Source organism: Nakamurella flavida (genome assembly GCF_030811475.1).
Taxonomy (GTDB): domain Bacteria; phylum Actinomycetota; class Actinomycetes; order Mycobacteriales; family Nakamurellaceae; genus Nakamurella; species Nakamurella flavida.
On the sequence record NZ_JAUSQV010000001.1, the window covers coordinates 2,108,402 to 2,128,272 of the forward strand.

General features: G+C 72.0%; 17 protein-coding genes. 12 read left to right on the plus strand and 5 right to left on the minus strand.

The genetic code is table 11. From position 1 onward, the window contains the following. The first annotated feature begins 8 nt into the window (after positions 1-8). The 3 genes from J2S58_RS09485 to J2S58_RS09495 all read left to right on the plus strand — a co-directional run bounded on the left by J2S58_RS09485 (position 9) and on the right by J2S58_RS09495 (position 2,658). A complete protein-coding gene (locus tag J2S58_RS09485) occupies positions 9-653 on the plus strand; it encodes a TetR/AcrR family transcriptional regulator (protein WP_205258131.1) in 645 nt (214 codons plus the stop codon). A 92-nt stretch (positions 654-745) separates the two neighbouring features. Then, on the plus strand, positions 746-1,393 hold the full coding sequence (locus J2S58_RS09490; protein ID WP_205258130.1) for a response regulator: 648 nt from the start codon (positions 746-748) through the stop codon (positions 1,391-1,393). A 26-nt stretch (positions 1,394-1,419) separates the two neighbouring features. Next, the gene (locus J2S58_RS09495; protein WP_205258129.1) at positions 1,420-2,658 is read left to right on the plus strand and encodes a sensor histidine kinase; all 1,239 of its coding nucleotides are present in this window, start codon (positions 1,420-1,422) and stop codon (positions 2,656-2,658) included. Here J2S58_RS09495 and J2S58_RS09500 read toward each other — a convergent pair. Further along, positions 2,636-3,616, minus strand: coding sequence for a helix-turn-helix transcriptional regulator (locus J2S58_RS09500; protein ID WP_205258128.1), 981 nt, complete (start codon positions 3,614-3,616; stop codon positions 2,636-2,638). The two genes, J2S58_RS09495 and J2S58_RS09500, sit on opposite strands and share 23 nt — an antisense overlap. Before the next feature lie 84 nt (positions 3,617-3,700). Between J2S58_RS09500 and J2S58_RS09505 the strand changes: the two genes are divergently transcribed. Then, the gene (locus J2S58_RS09505; RefSeq protein WP_205258127.1) at positions 3,701-4,270 is read left to right on the plus strand and encodes a DinB family protein; all 570 of its coding nucleotides are present in this window, start codon (positions 3,701-3,703) and stop codon (positions 4,268-4,270) included. A 93-nt stretch (positions 4,271-4,363) separates the two neighbouring features. Continuing rightward, a complete protein-coding gene (locus J2S58_RS09510; RefSeq protein WP_205258126.1) occupies positions 4,364-5,362 on the plus strand; it encodes a hypothetical protein in 999 nt (332 codons plus the stop codon). Positions 5,363-5,448: 86 nt separating this feature from the next. Here the strand turns inward: J2S58_RS09510 and pulA are convergent, their stop codons facing one another. Continuing rightward, positions 5,449-11,328: a pullulanase-type alpha-1,6-glucosidase gene (pulA, locus tag J2S58_RS09515; protein ID WP_205258125.1), complete on the minus strand. Its 5,880-nt coding sequence runs from the start codon at positions 11,326-11,328 to the stop codon at positions 5,449-5,451. Positions 11,329-11,456: 128 nt separating this feature from the next. On the opposite strand from pulA, the gene J2S58_RS09520 reads away from it, so the two are divergent. From J2S58_RS09520 to J2S58_RS09530, 3 genes are all read left to right on the plus strand, one after another. Continuing rightward, positions 11,457-12,173 (plus strand): gamma-glutamyl-gamma-aminobutyrate hydrolase family protein, encoded by a 717-nt coding sequence (locus J2S58_RS09520; protein WP_205258124.1) that lies wholly within the window; start codon positions 11,457-11,459, stop codon positions 12,171-12,173. Between the two features lie 127 nt (positions 12,174-12,300). Then, entirely contained in the window at positions 12,301-13,674 is a 1,374-nt protein-coding gene (locus J2S58_RS09525; protein ID WP_205258123.1) for a GntP family permease, read from the plus strand. Positions 13,675-13,678: 4 nt separating this feature from the next. Next, positions 13,679-14,623 (plus strand): HNH endonuclease family protein, encoded by a 945-nt coding sequence (locus tag J2S58_RS09530; RefSeq protein ID WP_205258122.1) that lies wholly within the window; start codon positions 13,679-13,681, stop codon positions 14,621-14,623. A gap of 142 nt (positions 14,624-14,765) precedes the next feature. Here J2S58_RS09530 and J2S58_RS09535 read toward each other — a convergent pair whose 3' ends face one another. Continuing rightward, on the minus strand, positions 14,766-15,107 hold the full coding sequence (locus J2S58_RS09535; RefSeq protein ID WP_205258121.1) for a hypothetical protein: 342 nt from the start codon (positions 15,105-15,107) through the stop codon (positions 14,766-14,768). Positions 15,108-15,159: 52 nt separating this feature from the next. Between J2S58_RS09535 and J2S58_RS09540 the strand changes: the two genes are divergently transcribed. After that, the gene (locus J2S58_RS09540; RefSeq protein WP_205258120.1) at positions 15,160-15,453 is read left to right on the plus strand and encodes a hypothetical protein; all 294 of its coding nucleotides are present in this window, start codon (positions 15,160-15,162) and stop codon (positions 15,451-15,453) included. Positions 15,454-15,705: 252 nt separating this feature from the next. On the opposite strand, the gene J2S58_RS09545 is transcribed toward J2S58_RS09540, so the two are convergent. Beyond that, positions 15,706-17,154, minus strand: coding sequence for an SDR family NAD(P)-dependent oxidoreductase (locus J2S58_RS09545; protein ID WP_205258119.1), 1,449 nt, complete (start codon positions 17,152-17,154; stop codon positions 15,706-15,708). Positions 17,155-17,225: 71 nt separating this feature from the next. Between J2S58_RS09545 and J2S58_RS09550 the strand changes: the two genes are divergently transcribed. Further along, entirely contained in the window at positions 17,226-17,630 is a 405-nt protein-coding gene (locus tag J2S58_RS09550) for a TOBE domain-containing protein (protein WP_205258118.1), read from the plus strand. A gap of 64 nt (positions 17,631-17,694) precedes the next feature. Further along, positions 17,695-18,981 carry a DUF4032 domain-containing protein gene (locus J2S58_RS09555; protein ID WP_205258196.1) on the plus strand — a complete coding sequence of 429 codons (1,287 nt, stop codon included), beginning with the start codon at positions 17,695-17,697 and terminating at the stop codon, positions 18,979-18,981. On the opposite strand, the gene J2S58_RS09560 is transcribed toward J2S58_RS09555, so the two are convergent. Beyond that, positions 18,945-19,187, minus strand: coding sequence for a hypothetical protein (locus J2S58_RS09560; RefSeq protein ID WP_205258117.1), 243 nt, complete (start codon positions 19,185-19,187; stop codon positions 18,945-18,947). The two genes, J2S58_RS09555 and J2S58_RS09560, sit on opposite strands and share 37 nt — an antisense overlap. Positions 19,188-19,266: 79 nt before the next feature. Here J2S58_RS09560 and J2S58_RS09565 point away from each other — a divergent pair, with 79 nt between their 5' ends. Further along, positions 19,267-19,857 carry an HdeD family acid-resistance protein gene (locus J2S58_RS09565; protein WP_205258116.1) on the plus strand — a complete coding sequence of 197 codons (591 nt, stop codon included), beginning with the start codon at positions 19,267-19,269 and terminating at the stop codon, positions 19,855-19,857. Positions 19,858-19,871: the final 14 nt, after the last annotated feature.

Here is a 19,871-nt window from a genome sequence, read left to right on the forward strand (position 1 = left end):
TGACGGTCATGACCGCCGACGCCAGCACCGATGCCGGCCCGCGCCCGTTGCGCGCCGACGCCGAGCGCAACCGCAGGCTGATCCTTCAGGTGGCCGCCCAGGTCTTCGCCGAGAAGGGCCTGGACGCCGGCTTCGACGAGATCGCCCGCCGCGCCGGTGTGGGCGCCGGGACGGTCTACCGGCGGTTCCCGCATCGCGACCAGCTGATCGAGGCCCTGCTCGCCGATCGGTTGGACGAACTCGCCGGACTGGCCGAACGCGCTGTGGAGAATCCGGACGCCTGGGTCGGTCTCGTCGAGTTCCTGGATCGCAGCATCGGCCTGCAGATCGAGGACCGGGGTCTGCGCGAGTCGATGGAGGTCTCCGGCCGGTGGTCGGAGTGCTCGGTGGATCTCAAGGGCCGACTGGTCCGGGCCCTGCGGCTGGTGCTCGCCCGGGCGCAGGAACAGGGACGGGTCCGCCCCGACGTGGGGATCACCGACCTCGGCGTGATCGCCACCATGGTCAGCTCGGTCCACGATCCCGAGCAGCCCGAGCTCTGGCGCCGCTACCTCGCCGTCTTCCTCGACGGGCTGTGCACCCGGCGCGACGACCCCACGCCACTGCCCCTGGCCGCTCCGTCCGAGCACTTCTACACCCGCTTCCGCGACTGAGGCCACGCCCGGCGGAGATCAGCACCGGTGCGCAGCGGACCGGCGTGAGAACCTGATCCGGCGATCCGGACATCTCACCGAGGGCAGGACCCATGCGAGCTGGCAACGAACTCGTCACCGCCTGCGTGATCGACGACCACCCGTTCTTCCGGGACGGGGTCGCGCGGGGTCTGGCGAACAGCGGCCGCATCCGGGTGATCGGTGAGGCCGAGGACGGTGTGGCCGGGCTGGAGCTGATCCGGGCCGAGCTGCCCGATGTCGCCGTGGTCGACCAGCAGATGCCGCGGATGGACGGGGTGGAGCTCACCCGGGTCGTCACCCGCGACAAGCTGCGCACCCGGGTGCTGCTGCTCTCCGCCGTGACCGACAGCGCCGTGGTCTTCCGCGCCCTCGAGGAGGGCGCGGCCGGTTACCTGTCCAAGGACGCTCGCCGCAGCGAGATCGTCGCCGCGGTGGTCGATGTCGCGGCCGGTCGGACGGTCGTGCCGCCCGAGCTGGCCGCCGGGCTCGTCGACCAGATCCGTCGGCAGGGCTCCCGGCCGGCCCTGGTGCTCAGCGAACGCGAGCGGCAGGTGCTCGTCGGGTTCGCCGCCGGTCGGAGCATCCCCGCGCTGGCCAAGGAACTCTTCCTCGAACCGAGCACGGTCAAGACCCACACCCAGCGCCTGTACGAGAAGCTCGGCGTCTCCGACCGGGCGGCGGCGGTCGCCGAGGCGATGCGTCAGGGTCTGCTGGAGTGACCGGCGGGGCAACGGACACCGGGCCCGTGCTGACCGACGCGGGGCTGGCCCACCTGCGCCGCAGCAACCCGGCGGCCGGGATGGTCCTCCAACGGTACGCGGCCCGCGGCATCGTCCTGCAGGTGGTGCTGCGGATCCTGCTCGTGGTGTTCTGCGTGGCCACCCTGGTGATGCTGCCGCCCGCGGTGGACGCCCCGTGGTCGTTCACCCTGGCCGGCCTGTACGCGGTGCTGACCGCGGTGAGCTCGGTCTGGCTGCTCCGGGGCCGGGTGTCCGCGCTGCGCCGCGGCTGGCTCGTCCTCTATCTCGATCTCGTCGCGCTCACCGCCATCACGCTGTCCACCGTGCCGTCGGCGGTGGACACCTGGACGTCCGACGTGCTGGTCCGCGGACTGTTCGTGCTGCCCGTGCTGGCCGCCACCCAGCTGCGTCCCGGTCTCTGCGCGGGGGTCGGCGTGCCGACCGTCCTGGTCCACCTGGGCATCACCCTGGCGATCCGGCCCATCGACGACGAGCCGTGGCAGTCGATCGCGCTGCGAACGGTCGCGGTCAGCGCCGTCGTCGTCGCCGCGGTCGGGCTCTCCCGCATCCAGCGGTTCCGCTTCCAGGGGCTCGCCGCTCTGGTCGCCGAACGGGTCGCGCTGCTGACCGAGATCACCACCCTGGAGCAACGGGAACGGCGCCTGCTGGCCGAGAACCTGCACGACGGCGCCCTGCAGTACATCCTCGCCGCCCGGGGCGACCTGGAGGACCTGGTGGACGGCGACGCGTCCGCCGCGACCCGGGTGGACGAAGCCCTGCGGACCTCGGCCACCCTGTTGCGCGACACCGTCAGCGGCCTGCACCCGGCCGTACTGGAACAGGCGGGCCTGGCCGCGGCCCTGCCCGCCCTGGTCGACGCGGCCGGCGCACGCGGGGACCTGGACGCCCGCCTGGACACCACCGGTTGGCCCACCCACGAACGGACCGACCTGGACGGTCTGCTCTACGGCTGCGCCCGGGAGCTCATCACCAACGTGGTCAAGCACTCCGGCGCCCACCACCTGACGGTGACCCTGGCTCGCGTCGGGAACCTCGCCCGGCTGACGGTGACCGACGACGGCACCGGCCTGGACCCGGCGGTGGCCGAACGCCGGGTCGCGCAGGGCCACATCGGGCTCGCCTCGCGCCGGGCCCACCTCGAGGCGGCCGGGGGTTCGCTGACCATCCGGCCGGCCGTGCCCACCGGCACCGTCGTCGACGTCACGGCGCCGTTCGCGGCGTGAGCCCGGTGACCGCCCGGGCGAACCGACCCGACCACTGGTCCAGGAACGCGGCGAACGCGGGCGGGCCCAGCACGGAGAACTCCGCCCCGACGGAACCCAGGGCCATCGCCGGCCAGTCCAGCACGTCCGCGGTCATCGTCACCAGGCAGCTGCCGTCGGACCGCGCCTCCACCTGCGACCACGATCCGATCCGCGCGCGCACCTCCTCGGCCGGAGCCTGCACGACCGCGGTGACCGTCATCTGCTCCCCCGCCTGCCGGCTCACCCCGGCGCGGACGAACGCCGCCGCGTCCTGCGCCGGCAGGTCACGCGGCCGGAACCGCGCGCCCGTCCGGTGCGGCGCGTCGAGCCGGTCGAGCCGGAAACTGCGCCAGTCGTGCCGGTCGAGGTCGTAGGCGACGAGATACCAGCGCCGCCCCAGGGAAACCAGCCGGAACGGCTCCACCGCCCGCTCGGCACGCTCCCGGCCCGCCGCGGTGTATCCGAAGGTGACCCGCTCGGCGTCCCGGCAGGCCTGGGCCAGGGTGGTGAGGACCCGGGAGTCGATCGGGTCGCGGACGGCCCCCCAGCTCGCCGGTTCGGTCATGGCCCGCAGCGCCTCCACCCGCTCGCGCAGGGCCGCCGGCATCACCTGCACCACCTTGGCCAGGGCCTGCACGGCGGCCTCGGCCATCCCGGCGACCGACCCCTGGGTGGCCGCCTGCAGACCTACGGCCAACGCCACCGCCTCCTCGTCGTCCAGCACCAGCGGCGGCAGTGCGCCCCCCGCCGCCAGCTCGTACCCGCCGTCGACGCCGGGCCGGGCCGTCACCGGATAGCCCAACTCCCGCAGCTGGTCCACGTCGCGACGCAGCGTCCGCAGGGAGACCTCGAGCCGCGCGGCGAGATCGGCGCCCGTCCAGAACCGATGGGCCTGCAGCAGGGACAGCAGATGCAGGGCGCGGGCGGTGGTGGACATGCCGCCATCTTTCCCGGCATTGCGGCCAGAAGCTGGCACTGATGCTTCCTAGGCTGGTGACACACCCCGACGAGAGGAACCGTCATGACGAGCTCCCCGACCACGACCGACACGGCCGCTGCCACCGCCCGCGATCAGTCCGGCGAGAAGGCCGACCTGCTGCAGGCGTTGGGCCAGCACCGCTTCTTCCTCACCAACACCCTGCGCGAGATGACCGACGAACAGGCCGGTGCCCGGACGACCGTCAGCGAGTTGTGCCTGGGCGGGCTGGTCAAGCACGTCGCCGCGACCGAGGCCCAGTGGGTGCGGTTCATCCTCGAGGGGCCGGCCGCGATGGCCCTCAGCGGGGACGGGGACTACGAGGGTGACGAGAACGGCCAGGAATGGGCCGCCGCCTTCTCCATGAACGGGACGGACACGGTCGAGTCGGTCCTCGCGCAGTCCCAGGCGGTCGCCGAACGCACCGCGGAGGTCCTCGCCGCCCTCCCCGATCTCGACGCCTCGCAGCCGCTGCCCGAGGCACCCTGGTTCCCGCCGGGCGCCCGGTGGACGGCCCGCCGCGTGTTCATCCACCTCATCGCCGAGACCGCCCAGCACGCCGGGCACGCGGACATCATCCGCGAGGCCATCGACGGCGCGAAGAGCATGGGCTGAGGGCACGGGCCACCACAGGTGGGTCGCCCACCCTCGGCCGCGCCGCGCGTCCCGCCCCGGCTCCGGGAGGGCCGCCGACCGTAGGGTCGGAGGATGGAACGCCGCCGGGCAGGAGCAGGGGCCATCGCAGTGGCCGCCCTGCTCACCGTGCTGGTTCCCGCCCTGGGGGGACGCGCGATCCCCGGACAGCCCCAGGCGATCGACATCGCCGCCCCGCCGCAGATCGGCGACTGCGTCCTCACCCCGCCCCGTCCGCCGTCCGGATTGTCCGGGCGGCTGACGACCGACGACGCCGGCCGGGTCCAGGTGGGCCCGTGCACCGGCCCGCGGTACGGCGAGGTGGTCGGCCTGCTCAGCGGACAGGTCCTCTCCAGCAGCCTGGACAGCGGCCGGAGCGCCGTGCCGGACGAGGACCTCGCCGGCGCGGCGTGCGATCGGATGGTCGAGGAGTACCAGGAGGTACCGCCCGAGCTCCGCGACGGAGCTCTGTACGCCGGCACCTGGGCCGCCCCGCTCTTCACCCCCACCCTGCCGATGCGGGCGGACGCCCTCCAGCGTGCGGCCGGCCGGGACTGGACGGCCTGCGTCGCTGTGCACTTCGCCGGCGGAACGGAGCTGGGCACCTTCCCCAGCACCCTCCGGGACAGCTACGGCACCGGGTCGCCGCCGCCGGGCTCCGGCGAGTGCGGTGATGCCATCGGCACCGGCACGGCTGCGAACGGGGCCGGTGCCGTGCTCAGCCCCGTTCCTTGCGATCGGCCACACCAGGTCCAGGTGTTCGGGTACGACCTCGCCGCCTCACTGGACGCCTTGTCGACCGACCCGGCGACCGGCACGACCGCTCGGAGTGACGCCGACCTGCAGGCCAGTTGCGCCGGGCTCGTCGCCCTGCTCACCCGGATGCCCGACCCGACGGCGGGCGGCTCGCTCGCCGTCTCGGCCGGGTCGGCATCGGCGGCCGATCAGGGCGGCACAGGGCACTGGGTCGATCCGTCCCAGCCGGTCCGGCAGTGCCAGGTGATCGCGCCGGCCGGACGCCTGCTGTCGGGCACGCTGCTGGGCCTGGACCGGCGGCCCGTGCCCTGGGCCTGACTCCGGCCCGTCCGCCGCAGACGCCACCGGGCCGGCCCCCGTGGGGGAACCGGCCCGGCGCGATGCTGTCCTGCTCGATCGGCGGATCAGCCCTCGAAGACCGCCACGGTCCGCGCGGGCACGGTCACTCCCCCGGCCCCGACGGTGGACTGCTTGACCACGGCGTCGGACCCGGCGGCCTGCACGGCACTGAGCGCCATCCCGGTGGTGTCGGCCACCGGCACGGTCTGCTCCGCGGCGGAAGCGTTGAACACGACCACGATGCGGTCACGGTCCGGATCGACGTCGGGCCCGACGGTGTCGTCGATGACCATCACGATCACCCCGGCCGTCTGGTCCGGCCCACCGAACGGGAACGACACCTTCTGCTCGATCAGTTCGGCGGACCCGAGTCGGAACAACGGCGAGGAGAACCGCAGCTTGAGCAGGTCCTGCGCACCGGCGGTGGCCGCGGCCATGTCCGCCGCCTGCGGGCGCAGGGCGGTGTTCGCCAACAGCGGGGCCATGAACGGCCACTTGGCCTCGTTGTCGGTGGCCGGCGGCAGACCGGAACCGAAGGTGTTCTCCTGCCCGGTCCAGTCGATCCGGTTGAACCAATCGCCGCTGTTGAACGAGTTGCGGTCCAACGACTTCGACCGCAGCAGGTCGACCCCGGCGTGCCAGAGCATCGGCCCCTGGCTCAGCGCCGTGGTGGACAGCGACACCGTGTTCATCCGCACCCGGTCGGCCATCGTGGTGGCCACCGGCAGCTTCAGCGTCAACGAGTCGAACAGCGTCTCGTTGTCGTGCGCGTCCACGTAGGTGATCACCTCGGACGGGTCCGCGGTGTACCCGACCGGCGCCGAACCCTCGGCCCCGTAGGGGATCTCGCCGCCGGTGACGGTGGCCCCGGTGCGGTCGACGAGCGGGTAGTCCCGCAGGTTGCCCGTCAACCCGACCTTGATCCAGTCCTGGTACTGCAGCAGGGTCTGCTTCGCCGCATCCCCGTCGTTGGCGGCCAGCGCGTTCGGGTCGGTGAACAGCCCGGAGCCGAAGCCCTGCACCCGCGGATCCTCGTCGAACGGTCCGCCGCCGCGCACCCCGTCCCGCAGTCGGTCGTTGAACGTGCCGATGCCGGTACCGGCCATGTTGGCCTGGGTGGCCTGCTCGAACCGGGCGTTGTCGGCGACCTCGCCGAAGTTCCAGCCCTCGCCGTAGACGTAGACCTTCTTCCCGTCCACGCCGTCCCTGGCCACGGTGAGCGCGTCCAGCGCGGCCCGCACCTTGAGCAGGGTGGCCTTGCTGTGGTGACCCATCAGGTCGAAGCGGAACCCGTCGACCTTGTACTGCACGGCCCAGGTGACGATCGAGTCGACGAGCAGCTTCTCCATCATCGCGTGCTCGGAGGCGGTGTTGGCGCAACAGGTGGAGGTCTCCAGGGCGCCGGTGGCCGAGAGCCGCTGGTAGTACCCGGGAACCACCTTGTCCAGGACCGAGGTCGGGTCCTGACCGGAGGAGGCGGTGTGGTTGTAGACCACGTCCATCACCACCCGCAGACCGGCACGGTTCAGCCCGGCCACCATCTGGCGGAACTCCCGGGTCCGGCCGGCACCGTCCGGGTTCGTCGCGTACGAACCCTCCGGGGTCGTGTAGTGGAACGGGTCGTACCCCCAGTTGAATCCGTCGGTGCCGGCCACGGCGTCGACGCACTCCTGCTGCGCGGTACCGGCCGGGTCGGCCGCGGACAACGCGGCCAGGTCGCAGGCCGGGGTCTGCTGCGCCGCGCGGCGCTCCTCGATGGTGGCGATGTCGAACGCGGGCAACAGGTGCACCGTGTTCAGGCCGGCGTCGGCCAGCTGGGTCAGGTGCGTCATGCCCGCCGACTCCGGGTGGGTGAAGGCCAGGTAGGTCCCGCGCTCGGCCTCCGGGACGGTCTCGTCGGAGATGGAGAAGTCCCGGATCTGCAGCTCGTAGATGCTGGAGTCCTCCGGCTGGGCCAGATCCGGCTTGGGCAGGGAGTTCCAGCCGGCCGGCTTCAATGCGGACGAGGACAGATCCGCCACCACCGAGCGCTCGGAATTGGTGGTCAAGGCGATGCTGTACGGGTCGGTGACCGTGGTCGTCCGGACCTCACCCGCGGACGGCACGTACACCGTGACGTCGTAGGCGTAGGTCGCCCCGATCCACCAGGGCAGGCCGACGCCGGTCCACACGCCGTTGCGGTCCCGGTACATCGGGATCAACCGCTCGGGCGAGGCGCCCGGCGGGTCGATGCGCAGGGACACCGCGGATGCGGTCGGCGCCCAGAGCTTCATCACGGGCAGCGGGATCCGCAGGAAGCCGAGCCGGATGGTGCGGAAGCTCAACCCCAGCGTCTCGTTCCTGGCGCCCGGGTAGAGATCGTCGAGCACGCCCGGGATCTGCACGCCGGTCGCGTCCACCAGGGCGCCGGTGTCGTCGAACGCGGCCACGGCGAGCTGCCCGGAGGTCAGCGCCCGCAGCAGGTTCGCGTCGGCCGCGTCGGAGTCCCGCAGCCGCAGCGTGTCGTACGCCGCGAGCTGCGGCCAGGTGCCGGCCAGGTCGGCGGGCAGCCCCGCCGGATCGCGGGTGAGCGGGATGCTGTCGCCGCCGGTGATCGCCTCGGCGTCCAGACCGAGACCGCCGGTCGGGGCGGAGTACAGCCGGAACGTCCAGCCCGCCGCCTCCGCCGGGAGGTCCCAGGCGAGCAGGCCGCGTCGGATCCACTGGCCCTTCGCCGCGGACAGATCGGCGGCCGTGTTCGCGGCACTGGTCACCGTGAGCACCTTCGTCGCGCTGTCGAAGCTGAAGCGCACCACCGCGCCGTCGGTCACCGTGAACGGGATGTTCGCGCCGCCCGGAGCGCCGCCGGCGCCGTAGTTCTCGTCGAAGCTCAGACCCACCGTCGCCTTGGTCTCGTACGACCCGGCCGGCAGGGAGGCGGTGGCGAAGGTGAAGATCCCGTCGCCGTCCGGGTCCTGCAGCCAGCTGCGCAGGCAGTCCGGCGACCAGTCGGCCGGGCAGCCGAGTTCGGACTGGAACGACCCGGCGGCCGTGACGATCGGCGTCTGCAGATCGGTGGTCACCCAGTGCGTGCCGTGGTCGTAGTAGAAGGTGACCTCGGCCCCGCCCGCGGGGATGACCAGCGGGATGTTGGCGCCGTTGAAGGCTCCGCCGGCGCCGTAGTTCTCGGTCCAGGCGTTGTCGATGGCGACCTTGTGCACGTAGCTGCCGGCCGGGATCGTGAACGTGCCCGACCAGACGTCGTCGTCGCGCTTGGTCAGCTGGGCGTGGGGGCAGTCCGTCGACCAGTCGGCGGCGCAGCCGATCTCGCTGTTGAAGTCACCCGGCACGGAGACCGCGTCGGGCTGCTCCACGGGGCCGCCGGGCTGGCCGGGGTCGACCGGCGCGGGGGCCGGGTCGCCGACCACCGCGGAGGTGGCGGCGACGGACAGGTTGCCCGAGTTGTCCTTCAGCACCGCCCGATACTCCACCACGGTGCCCTTGGCCAGGCCCTGCACGTCGTGGAACACCCGGTAGGGGGCGTTGTCGTCGGTACCCAGCGGGGTCCAGTCGGTGGTGCCGGCGGGCCGCCAGGCCAGCGACACCTCGTTGAAGCCGCCGGCCGGGACGGATACGCCGACCTCGGCGCGACCACCGACGGTGCTGCCGGCGGCTTGGGTGAACACCATCGCCGGGGCGGCGGCGGAGGCGGGGATCGGTGCGGCCGCCTTCCACACCGCGACCGACAGCGGCGGCACGGTCACGGTGACCCGGCCCTCGTCGTCGGCGGTGAGACCGGCGGACCCGGACGGGTACAGCCCGCCGAAGGAGCCTCCGGGAGTGAACGTGTCGAACGTGGCGGTGGCGCTCTGCTCGGAGTTGTTGGCCGCGACCACGTACTCGACCTGGTCGGTGGCGTCGATGCGGCTGAAGGCGTAGATGCCTGCGGAGTTCGAGGAGTAGCGGTGGATCTGCGCGCCGTCGGCCAGCGCCGGGTTGGCGGTGCGCAGGGCGGACACCTCGGCGATGTGGGTGAACACGGGGTTGTCGGTGCCGAAGTTGTCCTGTGCGGTGGTGGCGTCGGTGCCGATCAGGTCGTCGTCGTTGTAGCTCGCGACCTGACTGGGGAACATGTCCTGCCGGGCGTTCTGATCACCGCCCGGGTCACCGACGAAGCCCTGCTCGTCGCCGTAGTAGACGACCGGCTGGCCGCGCGTCAGGTACATGAGCGAATGGGCCAGCTCGTCCCGGTCCAACAGTTCGGCCGGATCCACCGGACCGTCCGCGGCGATCGAGTCCGTCAGGAACCGTCCGATGCGGCCCATGTCGTGGTTGCCCAGGAAGGTGGGCGTGGAATACACGTTGGAATTGGCGTCGGTGTAGTAGTCGTCGCCCGCGAACAGGTCGCGCAGGCCGCTGGTCGGCTTGCCCTGGGCGAAGCCCGTCGCCGAGCTCTGGAATCCGAAGTCCAGGGTGGCCTGCAGGTCTCCCTCGGTGGTGAACCGGGACATGTTGGCCGGGTTCGCGTCGTAGACCTCGCCGAACATGAAGAACTTGTCCTTGCCGACCGTGGCCGCAGCAGCCCGCATCGCCGGCGAGAACTTCTGCCAGAACTCGATGTTCACGTGCTTGACGGTGTCGATGCGGAACCCGTCGATGCCGTACTCGGCCCAGTAGGAGTAGACGTCGATGAGCTTGTCGATGACGTCAGGGTTCTCGGTGAACAGGTCGTCCAGACCGACGAAGTCACCGTAGATGTCGCTCTCGCCGCCGTCGAAGGCTGCGTTGCCGCGGTTGTGGTAGTAGGTCGGGTCGTTCAGCCAGGACGGCACCTTGACCGTGCGGTCGGCCTCGGTCGGGAACGTCGGCGGGTACGGGAACGACACGGCCGGATCGAGCGTCGGGAAGGTGTCGCCGCCGGCGTAGTCGCGGTCGTCGAACGGCGCCCCCGAGGCGTCCCGGTAGGGCTGGTCGGCCTTGGTGATGTAGGTGCCGGGCGTGCTGATCACGTCGGCCGTGTGGTTGGCGATGATGTCGAAGAAGACTTTCATGCCCTTGGCGTGGGCGGCGTCGATGAGCGCGGTCAGATCCTCGTTGGTGCCCAGGTGGGGGTCGATCTGGGTGAAGTCGGTGATCCAGTAGCCGTGGTAGCCGGCGCTGATGCCGTCACCCTCGCCCTGGACGGGCTTGTTCTTGAACGACGGGGTCAGCCACACCGAGGTGATCCCGAGATCCTGCAGGTAGTCCAGCTTCTCGGTGATCCCGTTGATGTCGCCACCGTGGTAGAAGCCCTTGGCGGTGGGGTCGAACCCGGTGGTCAGCCGCTCGTCGCCGGCCGGGGTGCCCTCCGGCACGACGTAGCCGCCGGTGTCGTTGGTCGGATCGGAGTTGGCGAACCGGTCGGCCATGACGAAGTAGAACTGCTCGCGGGTCAGGTCGTCGCGCAGGCTGCTGCCGGCCAGGGCGGCGTCGGAGTCCTGCAGGCCGGGCTGCGCCTCCGTCGGCGTCATCGAGATCTGGTGGCCGACCTGGTCGAAGGTGAAGGTGATCGAGGTCGGGCCGTCGAGCACCACGGGGATGTTGGCACCGTTCTCGGCGCCGCCCAGCCCGTAGTTCTCGTCCCAGCTGCCGTTCAGCGCGATCTTGAACTCGTAGCTGCCCGCGGGGAGCGCGAACGAGGCACTGGAGGTGCCGTCACCGTCGTCGGTCAGCACGGTCTCCAGGCACGCCGGATCCCAGTCGGCCGGGCAGCCCAACTCGCTCTGCAGGCTGCCGGCGAGGGAGGCGACGACCGGTGCGGCGGCGGCGCGGACGGCCGGGGCCTGCGGTGCGAGGGGTGCGGCAGCTGCGGGCACGGCGCCGAGCAGGGAGGCGCCGAGGGTCAGCGCGGTGAGCGCGGCCAGCGCGCGGCGCGGCCCCCGTCGGTGTCGTGTGTGAGATCCGAGTGGGGTACCGACGACCGACATGCACAGGCTCCCGACGCTGGGTAGTTGTGAATCAGGTGTGACGCTAACCACCGGATCGGGTGACGGCAATTCCCGGCAGGTCACGAAACAGCTGTGCCGGGCGTCGTCGCGGGGGGAAGGATCACGGGATGACGCGACCGGTGATCGGCATCAGCACCTACCGGGTGCCCGCGACCTGGGGCATCTGGCAGGGCGTGGACGCCGCCGTGCTCCCGGCCGCGTACGCCGACGCGGTGAGCCGGGGCGGGGCCACCCCCGTGCTGATCCCCCCGCTGGGTGTCGCCGACGAGGTGGACGCGGTGGTGGCCCGGCTCGACGGCCTGGTCATCGCCGGCGGCTCCGACGTCAACCCCTCCCGCTACGGACAGGACCCGCACCCGGCCACCGCCGGCTGGCGCGACGACCGGGACGTCAGCGAGCTCGCCCTGCTGAACTCCGCCGAGGACCGCGGGGTCCCGGTGCTGGGCATCTGTCGGGGCATGCAGCTGTTGGCCGTGCAGGCGGGCGGCACGCTGCACCAGCATCTGCCCGACCTCGTCGGCCACGACGGGCACCGCCCGGGTGACCGCGCCTACGGTGCGGTCGAGGTGGCGGTGACAGCCGGCTCGCGCGTGGCCGACATCCTCGGGGCGGACGCCACCGTCCCCTGTCACCACCATCAGGCCGTGGCCACCCACCCCGGGTTCGTATCCGCGGCGTGGGCCGCGGACGGGACGCTGGAGGCGATGGAACGGCCGGGGGCGCGATTCTGCGTCGGGGTGCAGTGGCACCCGGAGACCGACACCGACCGGCGACTGTTCCGGGCGCTGGCCGACGCGGCGGAGCGGTACGCGGCCGAGAAGTGAGTGCCGGCCGCCCCTCCCCGGACCGGTGGCGGGATCGGGGCCCACCGAAGGGCCCGCCCGGTCTAGGGTCGGCCCGACGGTTCCCCGGGACCGACCGACCCCCGCCCCCACACCTGACGAGGCCCCCATGGACGAAGTCGCCCCCAGCGGCAGCGAGACCCAACTGATCGTCGCGGCCCTCGTCGGCATCGCGGCGATCATCACGTTGATCACCTGGCTGAAGGTGCACCCGTTCCTCGCCCTGCTCGTCGGCGCCATCGGGATCGGCATCGGTGCGGGGCTGTCCCCCGCCGACTCCATCGCCCAGTTCGCGGCCGGCTTCGGCTCGACCATGGGCGGCGTCGGCATCCTCATCGGCCTGGGCGCGATGTACGGGAAGCTGCTCGCCGACTCCGGCGGCGCCGATCGCATCGTGGACACCCTGGTCGGGGCGTCCAGTCAGAAGGCGCTGCCGTGGGTGATGGGCCTCGTCGGCGCGCTGATCGGGCTGCCCATGTTCTTCGAGGTCGGCCTGGTGCTGCTGATGCCGGTGATCATCCTGGTCGCCCGCCGCTCCGGTCTGCCGCTGATGAAGATCGCGATCCCGACGCTGGCCGGGCTGTCGGCCATGCACGGTCTGGTCCCGCCGCACCCCGGCCCGCTCGTCGCCATCACCACGCTGAACGCCAACCTGGGCCTGACCCTGGCGTTCGGCGTCATCGTGGCCATCCCGGCCGTGATCATCGCCGGCCCGCTGTTCAGCACGTTCGCCGCGCGCTGGGCGCCGGTCTCCGTCCCCGCCCTGTTCACCACCGGTGAGGACGCCGACGGCGCCGCCGCGAAGGAGCGCCCGCGCCCGTCGTTCGGCGCGGCGTTGTTCTCCATCCTGCTGCCCGTCGTCCTCATGCTGGCCAAGGCCATCGCCGACATCTGGGCCGAGGGATCGGACGCGGCGTGGAAGTCGTTCCTGGACTTCGTCGGCACGCCGACCATCGCGCTGACCCTGGCCGTGATCGTCGGCATCGTCGTCCTCGGGCGCGGCGGTCGGATGGGCAAGGCGGGCATCTCCAGCACGCTGGAGCGCTCCCTGCCGCCGATCGCCGGCATCCTGCTCATCGTCGGCGCCGGCGGCGGACTCAAGCAGGTGCTCATCTACACCGGCATCGGCCAGGTCATCGCGGACGCGATCGAGGGCAGCAGTGTCTCCGTGCTGATCCTGGCGTGGCTCGTCGCGGTGTTCATCCGCATAGCCACCGGGTCGGCCACCGTCGCCACCGTCACCGCGGCCGGCATCCTCACCCCCGTCGCCGCGGACCTCTCCACCCCGATGGTCTCGCTCATGGTGCTGGCCATCGGCGCCGGCTCGGTGTTCCTGTCCCACGTCAACGACGCCGGCTTCTGGCTGGTCAAGGAATACCTGGGCACGACGATCGGGCAGACGCTGAAGACCTGGACCGTGCTGGAGTGCCTCATCTCGGTGTGCGGACTCGGCGGCGTGCTGGTCATCAGCATTTTCGTGTAGCCGGGTGCGGCACTCCCTGCGCCGGGCGGCGGTGACGGCGGCGGTGCTCGCGCTGCTGCTGGCCGGCTGCACCGGGACCGGGTCGGTTCCGGCGCCGACCCCCGGGGGTGCGGCACCCTCGACCGGCGCCGCGGCACTGGTCGCCCCCTCCGGCCCGGCGGCGGAGGCGCTGGCCGGGTTGGCCGTCGCCGACCGGGCGCCCTCGACGGGGTACTCCCGGGACGCCTTCGGGCAACGCTGGGCCGACGTCGACCGCAACGGCTGCGACACCCGCAACGACGTGCTGGCCCGGGATCTCACCGACGTGGTGTTCCGGGCCGGATCGGCGTGCGTCGTCGCGTCGGGCGTCCTGGCCGACCCGTACACCGGGGCCGCGATGCCGTTCCTCCGGGGTGACGGCACCAGCGACGACATCCAGATCGACCACGTCGTCGCGCTCGCCGCGGCCTGGCGCACCGGCGCCCAGAGCTGGGACGAGCCCACCCGCACGGCGTTCGCGAACGACCCGCTCAACCTGCTCGCCGTCGACGGTGACGCCAACCAGGCCAAGGGCGACAGCGACGCGGCCTCCTGGCTGCCGCCGGCCGCGACGGAACGCTGCCCGTACGTCGCGCGGCAGATCGCGGTGAAGCAGCGGTACGGGGCCTGGGTCACGCCGACCGAGCGCGACGCGATGACGGCGGTGCTGATCGGGTGCCCGGGCGAGGCGCTGCCCGGATCACCGGGCCTGACACCTACCCCGAGTACCTCGAGCACGGCCGTCCCGACCACGGCCCCGGTGGCCGGCTGCCTGATCAAGGGGAACATCAACGGCGACGGCGAACGGATCTACCACCTGCCCGGGAGCCGCTCCTACGACGAGACCCGCATCGACACCGACCGGGGCGAGCGGTGGCTCTGCACGGAGCAGGACGCCGTGGACGCGGGCTGGCGTGCCCCCCGCACATAGGGGCCGTTGCCACGCGGGCGCCGGCCTCGCTGAGCGGGGAATGCGGCTGCATGTCCGGTGCAGCCCGTCTCAGGCACCGGGCCGGCGAGGACCACTCGTCGCTGTCCCAGGTGCTCCTCGGATCGACCGACGGTCGGTCGAATCAGCTGGTTCCGAGGGTCGTGGTGAGCTGGTCGGCGAAATCGACCAGGGCGACCAGGGGTGTGGTGCTGCCGTCCGCGGAGATGTTGATGACGCCATCGGCGGTCTTGAGGTAACAGGTCAGGTTGGTCTCCACCGAGGTGGATCCGCAGACGCCGGCACCCACGACCGTCCGACTGTTGGTCACGTTGGTGGCGATGCCGTCGTAGTCCGAGCCGGCCAGGAAGCTCAGGGAGACCGAGCTGTCGCCGCTGGTGTAGACGGGGTACTGGCCTCCCGCGTCCGCCGTGACCCAGGTACCGACCTGGGCCGGAAGGTTCGTGCCCGCACCGGCTTTGATCACGCCTCCACTGCCCGAGATTGTCGCCTCCGAGCCCGGCGCCGAGCCGGCCGGGGTGGTGCTGTCCACGGACTGGCTCGACGCGCTGGTGGCCGAGGTCGGGCTGCTCGCCACCGACGAAGACGAAGACGAAGACGAAGTAGAGGATGACGACGACGACTGCGCAGATGTGCTCGACGGCGCCGAGGACGTGGACATCTGCGTCATGGTCGCCGAGGCCGAGCCGGCGGCACTGGATGTGCCGGTGGCTGAAGGCTGCGAACCGCACGCCGCCAGCAGAGCGGCAGCAAGGGCAGTTGTGGCGATGAAGAGGGACCTGGGGGCGCGGGTGCTCATCCGGGAATGTTAGCGAGTCGAACGACTGTGCTGGGAGGGATTCCCCCGAAAGATGTGTGCGCCCATGGGGTCGAGGCTCGCAGGGACCACGTCTTCGTCGGCCGCCGGCGCTGTGAACGGAGTCCGGTCGATCGCGGCGACCGCGCGCCGATGGTTGCGGACCACGTGCGCGGCCCTGGCGTCCAGCGCGACCACGTCCGGCGCGGTCGTGTCGCGGGCGGGTCGATCCGGCGGCGGCCGGTCATCGGGAATGTGCACGGTCGCCTCACCCCCGCCCGAGCGAGGTGCACACGCACACCCGGTTGCCGTCCGCGTCGGCCAGCACGGTGAACGCCGGAGCGCCCGCGTCGTCCACGACGGTGCCGCCCGCCGCCACGGCCGCGGCGATCCTGCCCGCCGCGGCCTCCGGCGCCAGCCAGAGGTCGAAGTGCCAGCGCTGCGGCACCGGACCGGGCAGATCGGTGCGTTGGAACCAGGCGCTGGGGATGCGGTCGGTGGGGTCGAAGACGCTGTCGTACACCCGGTTGTCGGTCGACCCGGTGAGCAGGGCGGCCCAGAACGGTGCCACGGCCTCCTCGCGCACGGTGTCCAGCGCGAGTTCGAGCTGGGTGACCTCCGCCGGCGCGGGACGCGCACCCCGGGCCGCGGCGACCGCGCTGATCGCCCGGGCCAGCTCGACGTCCCGGTCGGTCACCCAGCGCCCGTCGACCCGGGTGCACAGCGCGATGTCCACCACCCCCCGGGCCAGCCGGACGTCGGCGTGGGCGACCACGTCCTCGGCGACGGCGTGGATCTCGGACACGAACGCCGGCGCGGCCCCGGGACCGTCCAGCACGAAGCGGGCCGCGAGGCCCTGGGCGAGCTTGCGCCAGTCGGTCAGCCGGGCGTCGGCGATCCGTTGGTTCCCGAGTCGGTCCATGGCCGACTGTTCTACGCCCCCGGGCCCGAACCGGGGAAGGCCGTCGCGGCGGGACGGGACACCCGCCCCGGTCACCAGGGGAGGGTGTCCCCGTTCCGGTCCAGGAAGTGCAGTCCGGTGCGCCCGCGCCAGGCGTCCACGGTGTCGACGAGCGGCGGGATGCTGTCCTGGACGGTCAACGGCGCACCCGCCCCGCCCAGTCCGGTGTTTCACCCACCCCGGCGCCATGAGCAGCAGGGTGCGCGCCTCCCCGGCGCGGCGGGCGGCGTAGCTGCGCATCAGCTGGTTCAGCGCGGCCTTGGTCGCCCGGTAGATCTCGAACCCGCCGGTGGTGTTGTTCGTGATGCTGCCCTGACCGGAGGACATCACGGCGATCGTCCCCGCCGGGTCGACCAGCTCGCCGAGTTCCTCCACGGCGCGGATGGCCCCGAGCACGTTGGTGATCATCATCGCGGTGAAGTCGGCGTCGCTCGACGACGCCGCGGACGCGTCGGCCGCCGCCAGCTGGATGCCGGCCACCACGAAGAGCAGGTCGAACCGCCGCCCGCCCAGCCGCCGGGCGAGATCGGAGATCTCCCCCGGCCGGGAGATGTCGACGTGCTCGATCTCGACCGCACCACCGGCCCGATCGGCCACCTCCTGCACCGGGGTCGGGGCGTCGCCGCGCACGGTGGCCACCACCTGGGCCCCCCGGCCGGCGTACTCCTCGACGACCGCTGCCCCCAGGCCGCGGGACGCGCCGACGACCAGCACAGCGGGGTGGGTCGTCGCGGGCGGTCGCTGCGCACCGGTCATGGTTCTCCTCCCGGCCGACGGCTCCACGCCGGATCGTCCAGCGCGCGGCGCACGGCACCTACGCTCCCCCCATGACCCAGTACCGGATCCGGGAGTCCGCCGAACTGCTCGGCGTCAGCGACGACACGGTACGACGCTGGGTCGACGCCGGCACGCTCCCCGCCGGGAAGGACGCCTCCGGCCGCAAGGTCATCGACGGGGTGGACCTCGCCGAGTTCGCCCGGAACCACGCGACCCCGGCGGCCGACCCGTCCGGGGTACGGCGCTCGGCCCGCAACCGCTTCGTCGGGCTGGTCACCCGGGTGATCGCGGACGGGGTGATGGCGCAGGTCGAGATGCAGTGCGGCCCGCACACCGTCGTCTCGCTGATGAGCAGCGAGGCCGCCCGGGAGCTCGGTCTGGAACCGGGGCGGATGGCCGTCGCCGTCGTCAAGGCGACCACCGTCATCGTGGAGACCCCGGGCGGGTCGTCCTGACCGGAGCGGCCCGGGGAACAGACCGGCCCGGGGAACCGGGGTGTGCCAGGCTGGCCGGGTGCGTATGCAATTCGCGACCGGGCCGGACCCGACGGACCTGCTGACCCTGCCCTGGTCGACCCCCCTGCTGGAGTGGCCCAAGGACCGTCTCGTCGTCCTGCCGCGGGGCATCTCCCGGCACGTGGTGCGCTTCGTGCGGATCAGCGGCACCGTGTACGCCGTCAAGGAGATCAGCGAGGGGCTGGCCCAGCACGAGTACGAACTGCTCCGCGAACTGTCCAAGCTCGGCATCCCGACCGTGCAGGCCGTCGGTGTCGTCGCCAACCGGATGACCCCCGAGGGCGAACCGCTGGACGCCGCCCTGGTCACCAAGCACCTGCGCTTCTCGCTGCCCTACCGGGCGCTGTTCTCCCGCCGGATGGACGCCGACCTCGAACCCAAGCTGCTCGACGCGCTGGCCGAACTGCTCGTCCGCCTGCACCTGGCCGGGTTCGCCTGGAAGGACTGCTCCCTGTCCAACACCCTGTTCCGCCGCGACGCCGGCGCCCTGTCGGCGTACCTGGTCGACGCGGAGACCGGTGAACTGCGACCGAGCCTCTCGGCCGGGCAACGCCTGCAGGACCTGGACATCGCCGAGACGAACCTGGCCGGCGAGCTGCTCGACCTGCAGATGTCGGAGATGCTGCCCGAGTCGGTGGATCCGCTCGAGACCGCGATGTCGGTGATCTCCCGGTACGAACGCCTCTGGGCCGAGCTCACCGAGCCGCAGACCATGGGCGAGGACGAGTGGTGGCGCATCGAGCGCAGGCTGCGCCGGCTCAACGAGCTCGGCTACGACCTCGCCCAGATCCAGATCAACGAGAAGGAGGGCGAGCCGCACGTCCTGGTGCAGACCCAGGTCGTCGACGCCGGCCACCACCGGCGGCGGCTGTTCTCCCTCACCGGCATGGACGTCCAGGAGAACCAGGCCAGGCGCATCCTCAACGACCTGGACACCTACCGCGGCCAGGCCGTCATGCCCGACACCGAGGCCGACGAGGACACCGTCGCCCGGCACTGGATGACCGACGTCTTCCAGCCCGTCATCGAGGCCGTCCCCGGGCACCTGTCGTCCAAGCTGGAACCGGCCGAGGTGTTCCACGAGGTGCTCGAGCACCGCTGGTTCCTCTCCGAGGCGCAGGGGTCCGAGGTCGGCATGGACGCCGCCACGAAGTCCTACGTGGAGAACGTGCTGCGCTTCCGCCCCGACGAGAAGTCGTTCCTGGAGCCCAGCCTGATGGGGCTCGGCCCGATGGACGAGGACGAGCCGGAGGATCACGCCGTGGACAGCGACCCGGACACCCGGTCCTGACCGTCGGGGACGGCGTGCTCGGGCGCAACCCGCATGGGCACCCGGTGGGCCGCCTTCGGATCACCGGGGCGCATCCGGACCTCCGCGGGACGGCGCTGCGCCGGGGGCATCATCCGTGCCGGGGCCAGGCCTGATCCGGTCACCCAGCGGCTGATCGTCGTCATGACCACCGGAGCGAGGAACACCCACCCGGATACATCCGCCAACCAGGATGACTATGTGTCTAGTTAACACTACGCAGTGTCATGATGGGCGCGTCCCGTTTCGCGAGCAGGAGGAACCGTCATGACCAGCACCCTCGATCTCGGCCCGGGGCTCGGCGCCTTCGCCCGGCAGTACTGGTGGCTGCTCCTCGCCCGCGGCGTCGGGGCGGTGGTCTTCGGCGTCCTGGCGATCGGCTGGCCGGGCATCACCGTGCTCGCCATCGTCTTCGTCTTCGCGATCTACGCGTTCCTGGACGGGATCGCGTCCATCGTCATGGCGCTGTCGGAGAAGAAGGCCGGGCACAAGTGGGGTTGGTCGGTGTTCACCGGGGTGGTGTCGATCCTGGCCGGCGTCGTCGCGATCGCCTGGCCGGTGATCACCGCGGTCGCCCTGCTCTACGTCATCGCCTTCTGGGCCCTGCTCGCCGGGTTCACCTCGATCGCCGGGGCGCTGGCCCTGCGGAAGGCCGGCTTCAAGCAGTGGGTCTGGACGATGGTCTTCGGCGTCTGCGCGGTGATCTTCGGGATCTCGCTGCTGGTGAACCCAGGCCGCGGCATCCTGTCGGTGCTCTGGGTCGTCGGCGTCTTCGCCGTCGTCGGCGGCATCTCGCTGGCCGTCGCCTCGTTCACGGTGCGCAGGTTCGGCCGGGCCAGCACGCCTGCGGCGGCCTGACCTGCGCACCCGGG